General features: G+C 44.3%; 15 protein-coding genes and 1 pseudogene. 9 read left to right on the top strand and 7 right to left on the bottom strand.

Annotated elements, in window-relative coordinates; all coding sequences use genetic code 11:
• Nucleotides 1-2 precede the first annotated feature (2 nt).
• Entirely contained in the window at nucleotides 3-1,403 is a 1,401-nt protein-coding gene (gene dalD / locus SPM24T3_RS02975; RefSeq protein WP_009635211.1) for a D-arabinitol 4-dehydrogenase, read from the bottom strand.
• Nucleotides 1,404-1,605: 202 nt separating this feature from the next.
• On the opposite strand from dalD, the gene SPM24T3_RS02970 reads away from it, so the two are divergent.
• Complete coding sequence (locus SPM24T3_RS02970; protein WP_009635210.1) at nucleotides 1,606-2,550, top strand: sugar-binding transcriptional regulator; 945 nt, start codon at nucleotides 1,606-1,608, stop codon at nucleotides 2,548-2,550.
• A 69-nt stretch (nucleotides 2,551-2,619) separates the two neighbouring features.
• Here SPM24T3_RS02970 and SPM24T3_RS02965 read toward each other — a convergent pair whose 3' ends face one another.
• From SPM24T3_RS02965 to SPM24T3_RS26080, 4 genes are all read right to left on the bottom strand, one after another.
• Complete coding sequence (locus SPM24T3_RS02965) at nucleotides 2,620-3,831, bottom strand: sugar transporter (protein ID WP_192807926.1); 1,212 nt, start codon at nucleotides 3,829-3,831, stop codon at nucleotides 2,620-2,622.
• Between the two features lie 463 nt (nucleotides 3,832-4,294).
• On the bottom strand, nucleotides 4,295-4,903 hold the full coding sequence (locus SPM24T3_RS02960; protein ID WP_009635208.1) for a glutathione S-transferase family protein: 609 nt from the start codon (nucleotides 4,901-4,903) through the stop codon (nucleotides 4,295-4,297).
• 31 nt (nucleotides 4,904-4,934) lie between these two features.
• Entirely contained in the window at nucleotides 4,935-7,070 is a 2,136-nt protein-coding gene (locus tag SPM24T3_RS02955; RefSeq protein ID WP_369699978.1) for an AAA domain-containing protein, read from the bottom strand.
• Between the two features lie 125 nt (nucleotides 7,071-7,195).
• Complete coding sequence (locus SPM24T3_RS26080) at nucleotides 7,196-7,600, bottom strand: hypothetical protein (RefSeq protein ID WP_037377364.1); 405 nt, start codon at nucleotides 7,598-7,600, stop codon at nucleotides 7,196-7,198.
• Between the two features lie 601 nt (nucleotides 7,601-8,201).
• Here SPM24T3_RS26080 and SPM24T3_RS02945 point away from each other — a divergent pair.
• The 8 genes from SPM24T3_RS02945 (at nucleotide 8,202) to SPM24T3_RS24485 (ending at nucleotide 12,625) form a co-directional block, all read left to right on the top strand.
• Nucleotides 8,202-8,690, top strand: a complete 489-nt coding sequence (locus SPM24T3_RS02945; protein WP_009635207.1) for a hypothetical protein — start codon at nucleotides 8,202-8,204, stop codon at nucleotides 8,688-8,690.
• Nucleotides 8,690-10,258 (top strand): colicin E3/pyocin S6 family cytotoxin, encoded by a 1,569-nt coding sequence (locus SPM24T3_RS02940; protein ID WP_037377362.1) that lies wholly within the window; start codon nucleotides 8,690-8,692, stop codon nucleotides 10,256-10,258. The genes SPM24T3_RS02945 and SPM24T3_RS02940 overlap by 1 nt, the downstream gene beginning before the upstream one ends.
• A complete protein-coding gene (locus SPM24T3_RS02935; protein ID WP_009635205.1) occupies nucleotides 10,255-10,509 on the top strand; it encodes a hypothetical protein in 255 nt (84 codons plus the stop codon). The genes SPM24T3_RS02940 and SPM24T3_RS02935 overlap by 4 nt, the downstream gene beginning before the upstream one ends.
• 241 nt (nucleotides 10,510-10,750) lie before the next feature.
• Entirely contained in the window at nucleotides 10,751-11,272 is a 522-nt protein-coding gene (locus tag SPM24T3_RS25805) for a colicin E3/pyocin S6 family cytotoxin (protein WP_369699979.1), read from the top strand.
• 7 nt (nucleotides 11,273-11,279) lie between these two features.
• Nucleotides 11,280-11,525, top strand: coding sequence for a colicin E3-like toxin immunity protein (locus tag SPM24T3_RS02925; protein ID WP_009635203.1), 246 nt, complete (start codon nucleotides 11,280-11,282; stop codon nucleotides 11,523-11,525).
• A gap of 22 nt (nucleotides 11,526-11,547) precedes the next feature.
• Nucleotides 11,548-11,970, top strand: coding sequence for a hypothetical protein (locus tag SPM24T3_RS02920; protein WP_009635202.1), 423 nt, complete (start codon nucleotides 11,548-11,550; stop codon nucleotides 11,968-11,970).
• Nucleotides 11,967-12,278 carry a hypothetical protein gene (locus SPM24T3_RS02915; RefSeq protein WP_009635201.1) on the top strand — a complete coding sequence of 104 codons (312 nt, stop codon included), beginning with the start codon at nucleotides 11,967-11,969 and terminating at the stop codon, nucleotides 12,276-12,278. Before SPM24T3_RS02920 ends, SPM24T3_RS02915 begins: the two co-directional genes overlap by 4 nt.
• Nucleotides 12,279-12,496: 218 nt before the next feature.
• Nucleotides 12,497-12,625: a CPCC family cysteine-rich protein gene (locus tag SPM24T3_RS24485; protein ID WP_083836172.1), complete on the top strand. Its 129-nt coding sequence runs from the start codon at nucleotides 12,497-12,499 to the stop codon at nucleotides 12,623-12,625.
• A gap of 505 nt (nucleotides 12,626-13,130) precedes the next feature.
• Here SPM24T3_RS24485 and SPM24T3_RS24480 read toward each other — a convergent pair.
• Nucleotides 13,131-13,448 (bottom strand): annotated as a pseudogene (locus SPM24T3_RS24480) (Arm DNA-binding domain-containing protein); the annotation flags it as partial.
• 626 nt (nucleotides 13,449-14,074) lie between these two features.
• The gene (locus SPM24T3_RS02910) at nucleotides 14,075-14,287 is read right to left on the bottom strand and encodes a KTSC domain-containing protein (protein WP_009635198.1); all 213 of its coding nucleotides are present in this window, start codon (nucleotides 14,285-14,287) and stop codon (nucleotides 14,075-14,077) included.
• Between the last annotated feature and the right edge of the window lies 1 nt (nucleotide 14,288).

The following is a 14,288-nucleotide window of genomic DNA, read 5'->3' as shown; positions in this document are numbered from 1 at the left end:
CGTTACTCCTGTTCGCTTACTTTTACAGACGCCAGCCACTGGTTGACATCATCAATTGACTGGCGCAGCAATTTTTCAAATTCTGGCTTATCGGCGAGAGTGGCAAATAGCTTGCTGTCGCGGGCGTACAGGGCGACAGGGTCTTTCGCCGCAAACAGCTGTTGTACTGCCTGAGCATCCAAAATGCCATCTTGATAAGTATAGGGCAGCTGATTAGCTACCCAGCGTTGCATAAACACGAAGAATAGTGCAGGTAACATACTGGTGGCTTTCGGTACTTCGCCACGCTGATAGCATTCAATCAGTGTCGGGGTGATAAACTCTGGGATCTTGGAGAATCCATCGGCAGCAACTCGTTGATTGGTATCTTGAATGTAAGGGTTGCCAAAGCGTTCAAGCACGACATCGCGATAGGCATTTAAATCCAGTGGGCTGGGTGTCAGGCTTGGAATTACGTCTTCAGTCACATAGCGATAAGCCATTTGACAGATAGCCTCGGTCTGCGTGCTCTCGTGAATATACTGCTGGCCAATCAACGTTCCGGCCCAGGCAATACAGCTGTGGCTCGCATTGAGAATGCGGATTTTCGCCTCTTCATACGGCAGCACTGACTCCACCATCTGCACCTCGACCTGCTCCAAATCAGGGCGACCGGCGATGAAATGGTCCTCAATCACCCATTGAATAAAGCTTTCTGCCATTACTGCGGCCTGATCCTCTATTCCAGTCTGCTGTTTAACTCGCACGGCGACTTCTGAAGAGGGGCGTGGAGTAATACGGTCGACCATGGTATTCGGGCAGCGGGTGTTTTTAGCTATCCAATGTAATAGCTCGGGTTTATTACGCAGCGTGAGGAATTGCGTCAGGCCATGATGGAAGCGGTCACCGTTGTGACGTAAGTTATCGCAGTTGAGTAGGGTAACCGGGCCACCGTTATTGTGTTGGCGATGCTGCAAAATATGGCTAATTGCGCCATAAATAGTCCGGCATTCACCCTGCGAATCGGCGCGGATATCACTATTGTTCTGGTCCAGATTGAACTGGTGATCGAGGTAATATCCGCTCTCGGTCACGGTAAAAGAAATTACTTTGGTCTCAGCTTTTTCACCCTGAGCAATCAGTTGCGACAGCTCGGCATCCCACGGCAAGATTTTCTTAATCGAGGTAATGGTTTCATAGGCTCGCTTACCGGCAGGCGTGACGGTCTCCAGAACATACTCGCCATTTTGCGCGGCTAAATGATTGAGCAAAGGGGTGGCGTCGTCGCGAATATTTCCCAAAGCAATTGACCAGCGGGTGTCACCGGCCTGAATCAGCCGGTGAAGATATACGGCCTGATGGGCTCGATGAAACGAACCTGCGCCGATGTGCATCCAAACCGCTGCTTGCTGCGAATTATTCATAATTTGCTCCGACATTTTCTGCTGAATGGGCTTAAGCTCTACTAAAGGGCTTTTGCTCTGATGGGTGACAGCTTAATTAAACTTTTGCCCGTTAAATGGGCTTTGGCTCACATTCTTGTTATCTTTCTTTTAAACTCGATCACGCTAAACAGTGAATATCGATAAAATACCCAGCATAAACAGCCATGATCAGAGGCCAGCAATGAACAAGAATGATAAAAAAATGGATCAGGCCGCACGGGCTGCGTGGATGTATTACGTTGCCGGGCAGACTCAGCATGAGATAGCCGAAGCATTGGGGATTTCACGTCAGGTGGCGCAGCGCCTAGTGGCTAGCGCTATTGAAAGCGGATTGGTCTCGGTGCACATTTCCCATTCGGTGGGTAACTGTATGGCACTCGAATCGCAGTTGCGGCAAGTGTACGGGCTGAGTGTTTGTCAGGTGGTTCCGTCGCAGGGGATGAGTCAATCCGCAATGTTGCACGCCATTGCGGTAGCGGGGGCCGAGGTGATGACGCAGTTTATACGCCGCGAACAGGCCACCATTATAGGCGTCGGATCAGGCAGAACGCTCAAAGCGGCGATTGACGAGCTCGACGACGTTGAACGCCCGCAGCACAGTTGCGTATCGCTGATTGGCGCGATTGCTTCTGACGGTTCCTGTACTCGTTACGATGTCCCGCTGCTGATGGCCGAAAAAACGCAGGGGCGTTATTTCATTCTGCCCGCGCCTTTATTTGCCGATAGCGAACAGGACAGGGAAGGCTGGTGCAATCATCGTATTTATCGCACCGTCAGCGAAAAAGCGCGGCAGGCGGACGTCACCTTTACCGGCATTGGGACTATCGGCCCAGACTGCCCGCTGCATTTGGACGGATTTATATCGTTGGATAAGGTCAAAAAACTTAACGCTGCGGGGGCGATTGGCGAAATGGTCGGGCATTTTATCGGCGCTGACGGCCAGCGAATTGACAGCGAACTGAATCCTCGACTGACCAGCGTCGGATTGCATCCGCAACCCGATAGACCGGTGATTGCCATGGCGGGAGGAGAGGACAAATATTTGGCGATTCGCGCCGCGCTCAAAGGCGGTTGGATCAACGGATTAGTCACGGATGAGTTAAGCGCGATGGCATTACTGGGCTAACTGCCAAGCAAGTCCCGTGTATCTCTGCCCTAAACATCAAGAGCTTAAGATGAAATACACGGGAAGCGTTTAGTGCAACACGCTGCCTTCGGTCATTGAAGATTCGGCAAATTTTTTGCCATAACGTCGCAGAGTGTAAATCGCCACACCCAACGCAATGACTCCGAAGCCACCGCCGACAAAGCCGACATCCGCCATGTTCAGATAAATACTGACTTGGCTGCCAATTAGCGCGCCGCCACCAATCGCGATATTAATAATCCCCGAGAGCAGCGACATTGCCACGTCAGTCGCATCCTGAGCCATCGACAGCACTTTGACTTGCAGACTCAGGCCGATCATCGTCATTGCCATGCCCCAGAACAGTGACAATATCACCAGACTGGTTGTGTTATGTGACAGCGGCAACAGCAACATCATGCTTAGCATCAGCACCGTCAGACAGGTAATCATCACGCCGGACGGGAAGCTGTGGTTCAGTCGGGTGAAGATATAGCTGCCGACAATACCCGCCAGCCCGAACAGTAGCAGCAGTAAAGTCGTGAAGTTTTCATTGTAACCGGCGACGCGTTGCAGGAACGGTTCGATGTAGCTGTAAGCAGTATAATGTGCCGCAAAAACAATCACCGTCACCAAGTAAATCAGCACCAGCGCAGGCCGTTTAAACAGTTCCGGCACACTTTTCAGAGAGCCTGAGTTGTTGCTTGGTAGCAGAGGCAACAGCTTAATCAGCAAGATCATGGTGATCAACGCCCCACCGCCGATAATCAGGAAGGTTGCACGCCAGCCGAGCAGCTGACCGATAACCCGGCCTAATGGCAGGCCCAACACCATAGCCAATGCCGTGCCGGTGGTGAGTAGGCCAAGGGCTTGCGCTTTTTTACCCGGAGGAGCAACGCGCAGCGCCAGCGAGGCAGTAATCGACCAGAAAATTGCGTGCGACAGGGCGATACCGACTCGAGAAATCATCAGCACCATAAAGTTCCAGGCAAATCCGGAGAGAATATGGCTGGCGATGAACATCACGAAGACGCCGATCAGCAGCTTGCGACGTTCCATCTTGCCGGTCAGCAACATCAGCGGCAGTGAGAACAGGGCGACCACCCACGCATAAACCGTGAGCATGATACCGACTTGAGCGGCAGTCATTGAAAAGCTTTGTCCGATATCCGTCAACAGACCGACAGGCACAAACTCAGTGGTATTAAAAATGAACGCTGCCAGAGTCAAACTCAATACTCTGAACCAGCCCTCTGAGCGAGAAGACATCGTAGTTTGCATAAATTAAAACCAGGAAAAATGAGTGATCAGTATTCTGAACTCAGGCCAAATGGCTAAGCTCTGCGATGATTTTAATGGAAAATCAAGCCGTTTCCGTTTCTGGATAAGCAAGTTAAAGAAAGAGCGTAGCAGATAAAGTGTGATCTAACGCACAAGAAAGGCATTCTACTCTTTGAGTAAGTGATTTGTCGTTCGTTTTATGGCTTAAACCGACAATTTTCTTGATGAATTTGCCTCATATCATCATATTTTAACGACAAGTTTTAATAATGCTGCATATGTAAATTGATTGTAAAAGATAAGTTTTTTTATTTTGGAAGACATCTTCCTGATTTAGTTAATCCCCTTTGCTCACATTTATGAACTCTGACATTTTCAATGCTGAAAGGGGATTACTCCGGCGTTTTTTATAGCAACCAGATTGAATTTAATCGTTTGTCGTTAAAACTAATGCGACTTAGACTTAACGCCACGAGTATTTCTGAAACTCAGGCAGGCTCTCCATACGCTGAGTGACCTGTTCGATTGCACTAAATTGACGTTCTGCTAATAGCTGCGGGATCATATGCTGAATAAAGCTCCAAACCACCGCCGTGGTGATACTGACCTGGTCAATAGCGCCGGATAAATTGTTTCTCTCTTTCAAAGCAAGATTCCAACCCTCGCAGGCGGCCAGCAATTGTCCCGTTACGCGCTCGACCCAAGGCTGATGCTGCTTTTCATTGGGACGGAGCTTGTGTTCATAAACAAATTGCACCGCTTTTTCACTGGCCGCCAGTGCCAGTCCCAATATTGATAAATCCTCTGCCAACGTCTTGGTTTCCTTTGGCAACAGCTGATGTTCGGCGGGTGCCAGAGTTTCGAAAAAGCCGATAATCAGCGTCGAATCCATTAGTAGCTGGCCATTGTCCAACGTTAGAGTAGGTGCCTTTACTACCGGATTAACTTTAGTGAACTCCTCGAAATGGCTAAACACAGAAAAAGGAACGTGTTCAAACTTGATACCATAAAGCTCGAGGGAAATAGCCACGCGCCTAACGTAAGGAGAATCCAGCATGCCAAAAAGTTTCATTGTTTTTCCTGTCTGTAAGTGGGTTGCTGCCCTAAATAACTAACTCTTCCTGAAGAATATTAGTCAAAAACGCCTCAATTTTGGCCTCTATTTGACTATCGATCGTTCTTAATCGCAGCAGACCAATCTGGCATTCGTTGAGAATCGCATCTTTTAACGCATCACGCTCGCGTTGCTCAGTGCTTTCATGAGAATTGCCATCTACCTCAATGACGGCCAATGGCTGTTTTCCAACGCGGTAATATAAAACAAAATCGCAGCTGGCCCCCTGAGCAATAAATTCTAATTGGCGGGAAGTAAAACGGCTATCGCTGCTAGCTACGATTTGTCTGAGAGAGACTTGAGCATGCATAACCAATGAATGATAGGCCGGATAACTAAGAGATTCATTAATCAATTGCCTGGTAATTTTTTCGGAGAGGTATCCGGGATCATTATGATTGAGGCGCGCTTTGAGCTTTTCCAAGGAGCGGTCGTACTCCTCATAAAGCAAATCAAATGCGCTGACCACTGGGCTGTAATGCAGGTGGCCTTCATTTGCATAGTAAGTCATGTAGCGGATAAGTGCCGCAATATGCTGATTATTTTTGGCAAATACATTATCCCCAGTGACCAATGTAAAATTACTTTTCGCCCTTGAGACTGCTACATTAATTAATTGAGGGCTATCAACAAAAGAGATTTCCTTATCATTAGCTTTCTTGTCTAGTACTGTAGAAAAAATAACCTCCTCACATTCTCTACCCTGAAATTTATGAACAGTTGAACTAATAAATTCATTTTGCAGGGTTTCACTGGAGAGATTAACCTGCGCATTGTAAGGTGCTAGAAAAACTCTACTGCCGGACTCTTCCCACTCCAGCGTATTTAATGACTCTAGCTCACGCAGATTTTTGTTATTACGCGCATGATTACCTTTAGCCGTTACCACTAGCGACAAAGCTGATTCGCCATTATCATGCGTCATAGCAATCAGTTTATTATTATAAAACTGTAAATTACAGAATTGAATAATTTTGGGGTGGCAGCGGTAATGTTCTTTCAACAGTGTTAACGGCAATGTGTCATTATATAGGGAAATAAGAGAGTCCAGCAAACTATGGCTGTGACAGTCATAATACACGGCTGGAGGGGGAAGGTTATTATCTTCGGGGACGTGAGACAACTGTTTGCGATCTCCAACCACTATGATATTTTTGGCGCACCCCAAAGCAAGTATCCCTGGAATAATATCTTGTTGTGATGCTTCATCAATAATAACATAATCAAGCAAGGTTCCTGGCGCCAAACTGTTAATAATTGAGTGCGTACTACTTCCAATCACGGGATAACGTTTTAAGAAGTTTCCAAAGTCGTGCTGATAATTACTTTCTTCAAATTTTATTTTTAATTGAATTGATTGCCTGAGATGGGCTCGAAGATAAGCCATAGAGTTTTGCCTAACGTTCTGCTGTAAAGTCTCGACATCATTGTCTTTAAATATCCTTTCGATATCAGCCAGCGCCTCACGAGTCTTTTTAATGCGAGTTACATAATAATGGCGCTGTAAGGAATAGAATGTTGACTGTCTTTTTCCCAATGTGTTCAATGGCTTTGTTTTAACAATCGTATATTTTAAAAACAACGAGAACCTATTGCGAAGGCTGAGCCGGTTTATTTTAAATGATTGCAGCAAGGCCATCAGATCGGTGATTTTGTGTTGATTCAGCCGATAACGTTTAACGTTGGGAAGGTGAGTAATACCTTCACTTTCCAGCCATCGGTCGAGATATTTTTCTTCAATGACTAACTCGTCTATCTCAGCACGAAGAGCAGCAACTTTATTCTGCGCAAGAAGGTGTTTTTTCAAACGTGATATTTGTTTTGCAATGACATCAATTTCAGGGGCCTTTGCTAAAGGGGCTGCTGGAATCATGGGTTGATTGCAAAAAAAATGACCGCGATTCGAACTACTGCCTAATCGTGCAACCACATAATCCAGTTCCTCTTTTTTCAGTTTATCGTATACATTATCAACGGCTGTATTATTGTTGGAAACAATAGCAACGCTACGATTTTGAATCAGAATGTTAGAGATAATATTGAGGATTGTCTGTGTCTTGCCTGTTCCTGGCGGCCCTTCGATCACGGATATTTGGGCGCTAAATGCTTGCTCGACGGCTTTCATTTGGCTTTCGTTCAAACCGAAAGGGTAAATGTAATTATTGGGAGCAGTGCGTGGGATGTTTTTGCCGTTGCAATAGGCTTCCAATGCCGTATCGGGATGCGCGACGATTTTATCCAGCTGACGTTCTATATTTTCAGCAATTTTTTTTTATCGTATTCAGCGCTTTTAGTACGCAGTTTGGCAATTTCACGAAAATAGCGGTAAATCATCCCATTTTTCAATGCAGTGGAAGGCAAAACCTGCACATCATCTTTTTTCATAAGATAAGGTTTTTTAGTGTTCGGATAATAAATGCAGGCATACTTTTCACCGATTATTTCAGCGTAGTCAATAATTTTTATATTTGGCTTGTTCTTTTGTACAAGCAAAGTACCTTTTAAGCGAGTCGTGGGTACAACGCGGCAATATTCTAATGGACGGGAATAGCTTTTACCCGAAAGATAGTGGCAGGTGAGCTTTATGCACTCTTCTTTTTTATTGTAACTTAAGGTCCAGTCCTTGATTTGTGATGTTTTATCTTGATTATCCATGTACACCCTGACCATTTTCTCTTCTCCATGAGTTTGTTATTATTTACCACTATACTCGCCAGTTTCCTCAAGGTGAAGCTACCTCAGTTGAATCTATGAAATTAAAAAATCCATAAATATCTTCACATCTGGTCTTCATGTTATTAATTATTTAATCTTGACGAGCTAAGCTAAATTAAAAAATTTATTACAAACAAGCATAATCGGCATGCTCATAATTGCGTTTTAATAATCTGACTATCAATTAGGTAGAGTTATACAGCCGCGACTGAAACAGTTCACAGTATTTGGCTAAAAACATTGCATGATTATATTGAGGTCTTGTACATTACACGCCGAAAAATTACATTGACCACAGCCTGTTTTTAATTATTTCAGCATTGTCCCTAACCTTGCCACCCTAGTTACAATTACTGAACAGGATCCAAATATCTCTGTAAGGTTTGAGACACGTCTTGTAGTTATCCGCAGAGATCAGATTTCGTCTGTGATTGCTTCGAAAACCATGTCTTAGCAATATGTTAGATAATGCTTTTAAGTCAAATTAAGGATCGGTTAGTGTTGCTGATATTTTAACCATGCAAATGACAAGGAAAAAGGAATGAACTGTCAATCTACCAATGAACTGACCCTGAAACTGCTGGCAACAATAGGTCAATCCCCGTTTACGGCGGAACAACTGGACGGGATGAATAATGAAGCGCGTGCGCTCATCGCTGGACAGCAGCAGTATTGCCGCCAGCATCCTGTTAATGCCATATACCGTTTTGCCGTAGAGAGTGGCCATACCAGAAAGGGCGGCACAGTTCGTGCAGCATACAACGGAAACGAAATCGAACTTCCAGATGGTAAAAAGGTGAATGTTGCGCTGGAAGGTGATGAAGTTGTTTACCCTGATGGCAGAACGGCGAAAATTGTAGCAGATGCGGGTAAAAGGAGTGAGGTCAACAGTCGCAGTGTAGCACTCGTCGGCAGCCATCTGGATAACGGTGATGAGATTATCTGCACACTCTGCAATGGAGCAATGATTGTCGGACGTGAAGGAGAGGCAATGCCTGATGATTTCCTGTCATCTGCTGAGGTGGCGTAATGGGAAATCGATCTGACTGTTATGGGCGGGGAACCGCACTGGAGGGGGATAAAACAACCACGGGTGCAGAATGTATCCCCTCAATGTCCAATGATTCTGAGCATGGACGGAGGGTTGTCCGTGTTGGTGATAAAACAACCCCATGTCCCAAATGCGGCAAAGTGGGCGTTGTCGTCTCGGGTGAACCTCGTGACACCAACGACGGCAAAATAGCTGCGGTAGATGGTTCAATCGTGCACTGTAATTGCCCCTCTGGATCAAACCGGGTTATTGCGCCTGCAGGGCAATGGGTTGGAAGAGGTCCAGATCCTTCGATTGCTGCCCTGGCAAAATTGGTTGCTGAACGTAAGGCCGCAGAAGAAGAAAAAACTAAACAACTGGCAGAGGAACGTGACCGCAATCGGGTATTTGCCAAATCCTGCCTTCGTGGTGATGGCTGTAACGATGCAGGGGAAGAACGTGAACCCCACACCAATTTTGCCACAATGGCATTTTATCAGGCTGTCCCTTCTTCCGATCCTGCATCTGATAATGAAGTGATCCAACACGCTCAGACCGCCAAGAAAAAGAAACCTGCAGAAGATATTCCTGAGCCGAAAAAACGAAGCGCCCTGTACAAATGGTGGTTTGGTAATCATAAGGAAGTCAAATACCAGCGGGCAACAGCCACAGCAGCGAGTGCAGCCAATGCACAGGTGGCGGTAGAAGGAGCCAGTGTCCTTGGTCTGGTGGGTGGAAGTGCCATTACATCAGGCACATGGGCGGTAACCACGGCTACAAGGATCGGTGAAATTGCTGCCAGTGGTCCCGGAGCACCCTTAGCTGCATTATTGGTAGGAATGTATCCCGGTAAGCTGAATGACGGTGAACAGGATTTTATTGACCGGATGCGGCTCGAACAGATGCGTGAAGCGCCAAGTCGTGTGCGTTATACGTGGGAGCAAGACGATAAAGGTAATCCGATTCCTCACGGCTGGCATACACCACCGGGTAAGGATATGGTGCGTGTGCGCAAAATGGCGTGGGACAATGCCCGTAAGGCGTATACTTTCACTACCGAGGAACAAGCACGCATTACCATCATCTGGACGCCAGACAGTTCAGGTGTCAATGTTCCTTCAAATACAGGCAACCAGAACCCGGTACGGATACCTAATCCGGTAGTTGTTGATCCGTTGCCGGAAGATACCAGTATTGAGGCTACAACCACTCCGGCACCGGAAGAAAAGAATTTTGCGGATTACATTTTTATCTTACCGTTGCCTAATATTCCGCCGATTTATATTTATATAAACACGGGTCATAAATACTACACTCCGCCGAAAGAAAATCCTCCACTACCTGCGTATCCTGATGCCAAAAAAGCGCAAGCTAAAACACCTGTTAAGGGAGGTGGGAAACTACGTAATCGTTGGAAAGATTCAAAAGGAAAAATCTATGAGTGGGATTCTCAACATGGCACGGTAGAAGTTTATGATCGTTCAGGTCGCAATCATTTAGGTGAATTTAATCATATCACTGGTGAGCAAACAAAACCCGCGGACCCAACAAGAAAGGTGGAAAAATGACGATAGCGTATACTATTGATGTATATAGTAAAGTGGATGAGGCGTTGCTTCTTGAAATTGAAATCCCAGAGAATAAACTGTCAGATGTAGCTGAAATTATGGGGTGGAGTGAAGAGGATAAAAAGGAATTTTCACTAGGAATTGGTGTTTATAATATTAATGAAAGCCAAGCGATTAAATTAGAGAGCTTGCTATGTAAAAAATTCTATTCCTCTGATAACTCTCTACAGATGTCAGGCGGCAGTGTCTAATACATTACAAATATCTCTGAAGCAGCACGAAATACCTTGGGTGCTGCTTCATTCCTTATCCTTTCGAACAGATGCGTGAAGCGCCAAGTCGTGTGCGTTATACGTGGGAGCAAGACGATAAAGGTAATCCGATTCCTCACGGCTGGCATACACCACCGGGTAAGGATATGGTGCGTGTGCGCAAAAGGCGTGGGACAATGCCCGTAAGGCGTATACTTTCACTACCGAGGAAGAACCACGCATTACCATCATCTGGACGCCAGACAGTTCAGGTGTCAATGTTCCTTCACATACAGGCAACCAGAACCCGGTACGGATACCTAATCCGGTAGTTGTTGATCCGTTGCCGGAAGATACCAGTATTGAGGCTACAAGCACTCCGGCACCGGAAGAGAAAGGTTTTGCGGATTACATTCTTGTTCTGCCTATATCGGATATTCCGCCGATTTATATTTATCTGAATGAAAGAAAAGGAATGCCTGAAAAAGGTCACTCCTACCATTCTGCACCAGAAACAGAAGAAATTATGGGTGTAGCTGACCTTATTGAAGTAAAAGGTCAAACACCTAAGCAAGGTGGAGGGGGAGCCCGAGAACGTTGGATGGACAAGAAGAAACGACGAGTTTATGAATGGGATTCACAGCACGGAGAGTTGGAAGTATATCGCGCAAGTGATGGGGAGCATATTGGCTCTGTTGTCCATCAGACCGGAGTTGAATTGAAACCTGCTGTGAAAGGCAGAAATATTAAACGTTATTTGTGAGGCTAATATGTCTTATAAAATGAGATTGCAGTGGTTTAATAAAGAAAATTTTGATGGTGAAGGGAAAGAGTTTTCTGCTATTTTGGATGATAATGTGTATCTTCTGGATAAATTGGGGCTTTCGACTGAGCCACGAATTTATGATGGTGCGTATAATATAAGTAATGAGTGGTTGTATTATATACAGCCATACTTTCAGCATCAGATTAATTTACAACAGTATGATTATCAGTTAGCATTCCGACATGTTTAATTGATTAAAATACCTGCCAGTAATGGTAGGGGGAAAATTAAATTTTAATGCACCGGAAGAAAAGAATTTTGCGGATTACATTCTTATCTTACCGTTGCCTAATATTCCGCCGATTTATATTTATCTTAGTGAAAATAAAACATCGTTTGCACATGGATACAAGCACCATCCTCCGAAGAATAAATCATGGAAAGAGATTATTGATAGCACAAAGACAGGGCCGGCAAAATTTAAGCAAGGTGTTGATATTACAAGTATTGATCATGAGGTGTGGGATACTGGAACATCTACTACGAATGGTCAAAACTGGAAGGTGAAAGAGTTCGGCATTGTTCAGGGTGCTTACAAGGGCAAAGAAACAACATGGGTTGTGACAAAGGAGTCGCAAGGCACCATACACTCTCATCCAATTGATGCTGACATAGCAAGGAAACTATTGAAATGAAAAAAAATTATATTATTTTAGGAACAGATTTTGAGCTTGATCTTTCCAACATCTTTGATGAGTTATCGTCTATTGATTTTTCACGAGGAATAGATGAACAAATAATGATTTTAGATGAAGATTTATTACAGCTTTCATTAACATCAGGGTATGTTGTTGATGTTGGTTGGTATCCAGCATTTGAAAGAGATGGTAATTTTGTTATCAATCGCATCACAAATGGGTGCTGGGATACACCAGAATATCAAAATAAAGCAGGATGGAATAAAAATGACTTAATAAATAAAATCAGAGAGGCTATTGGGTAAAAACTATTTCTTAATAACTCTTTTCAAGAGATATGTATCCCTGATATTAAAAGAAGCCTTCGACAAGTACTTTTTCTGTGAAAACAAAAGATGGTGTTCCGAAAACGATGTTTAAACCTAAAAGTAGGATGGAATATTGGGAGAAAAAAAATGATTAGCGCTATTAATTTATGTCCTTGCTGTAAAAAGCATGAGTTTTAGAAGAAGGAAGCTATGAAATATGCCCAGTTTGTAATTGGGAGGATGATCCCATTCAATCAGAAGATCCAAACTATGCAGGAGGAGCCAATGTAATGAGTTTAAATGAATCCCGCAAAGCTTATCAAGAAGGACGAGAAGTTGAATAATACTTTTCTGACTCAGAAATTGGGTAGATAACTGTTGTTTTTTCCTCATGGCAGCACATCTATTTTGGCGTGTTGCTTCATTTCTGAACTTCTCAAACATCTACCTAAAACACACATACTGTGGTGGTTCATTGCACACTGCCATCGGCATTCAATTGATTTAAAAGATCAATATATTAACATCGATAGTTTATGACGATTAATAATGATTTATTGATCGGTTATTGAATTGCTTATAACGATCGATTGTTGTTATTTGATAAATTAAAACTATTAAATGTTTTCTATTGATCGATATAAACGATATGACGAACAGCTAAAATAATTCAATTCTATCAATTGGTTAAACAGACTGCTTGTGGTTCTGGCGGAATGTGGTGAAAAAGGCGATTTTGAGAAAGCAATTAACACAAAAATCGGTCAAACCAAATCTTGTTATTCTCTCGATGACAACAATGTCACTTTTCCTGTGCGCCTAACTAAGCACCTGACCGGTCAAATTGTGATGCCAGCTTAGCGCCACGGTCTTAAAGACCTTTTCCGGAGAGCTGACTGCTTTTTCGTTGATACGTTGTTGTAGAGGGTTAATGTTCTGCACCAACTGCCTGCGAATGTCGTCACGCTTTTGACGAGCATTAGTGAGAGAGATAAGTGGATAGGGACCTAAGCCAAGGCGAGATTCTTTATTATTGATGCGATATTTGAGATATCAGAGACGTGAACCGCCTGGATTGACTGAATGATACAGACCTTGGGAATCGGAAACTTTGAAGGGTTTGTTAGATGGTTCTAACTTTCTGATTTTTTTGGCATTAAGAGATATTTGGGGGTCACTCCGTCATCGAACCAACATGACCCCAAATCTGACCCCCAATTTATCCCGATGCAGAGGGGTAATTGAGGATAGGCCGAGAAGAGTGAATAACCGACGAAGGCGCGTGCAGCAAGGGTAAAGCTCGAAAAGCAAAAAGCCCGCGCAAGTTTCCTTGTGCGGGCTTTTCTAAATATGGCTCCTCTGACTGGGATCGCCTTTGCCATTAACTGGCTAATATTTAAGCTAAATCAAAAATAACTTCCTGTCAAGACCACCAAAATGACCACCATTCGACATGGGTTGCAAAAAACTAGTTAGAGCTCTTTGATATAGGTGGTGATCGCTAGTATGGTGTCCACCGCAAGGGAAGCGTAGCCAAAGCGAGCATCGAAGAGTCTGCCCTGGAATTATGTACAAAGAGATCCGACAGTCTGCTCAGTGCCAGTATAAGTATTCCGCTAAACCGAACCATTCACTTTTAGAGTTCTTCCGACATACTGATTATTCCCATTTAGTCAGTCGTCGTGCATAAAGCATGATAAATACTCCAGTGGGTTGATTTTTATGAATTAAATTAATATAAAAATTTTTAACGCAATAGAGTACGTGTTGCTAGTTGGGCAACACGTTTGAAATCATCCAACTCTTGAAAATGGGAAAGAGTTCTTTATGTTAGCATTGAAGAACTGCCCCTTAGAGGCGGCACCGGAGAACTGCTCATATAGGTGGGCATTCACGTTGTAGTATTGATAGACAGTACCACCTTTAAACTCTATCTCTAGGGTTTCATTGTCAGGGTCATATCCCGCAGACATTATATTTGATGAAGATACAAGATCACGCTCCATT

Origin of the sequence: Serratia sp. M24T3 (assembly GCF_000257645.1) — a bacterium.
Taxonomy (GTDB): domain Bacteria; phylum Pseudomonadota; class Gammaproteobacteria; order Enterobacterales; family Enterobacteriaceae; genus Rouxiella.
The sequence above is the reverse complement of the archived record's forward strand: the minus strand, read 5'-3'. Positions and strand labels throughout refer to the sequence as shown.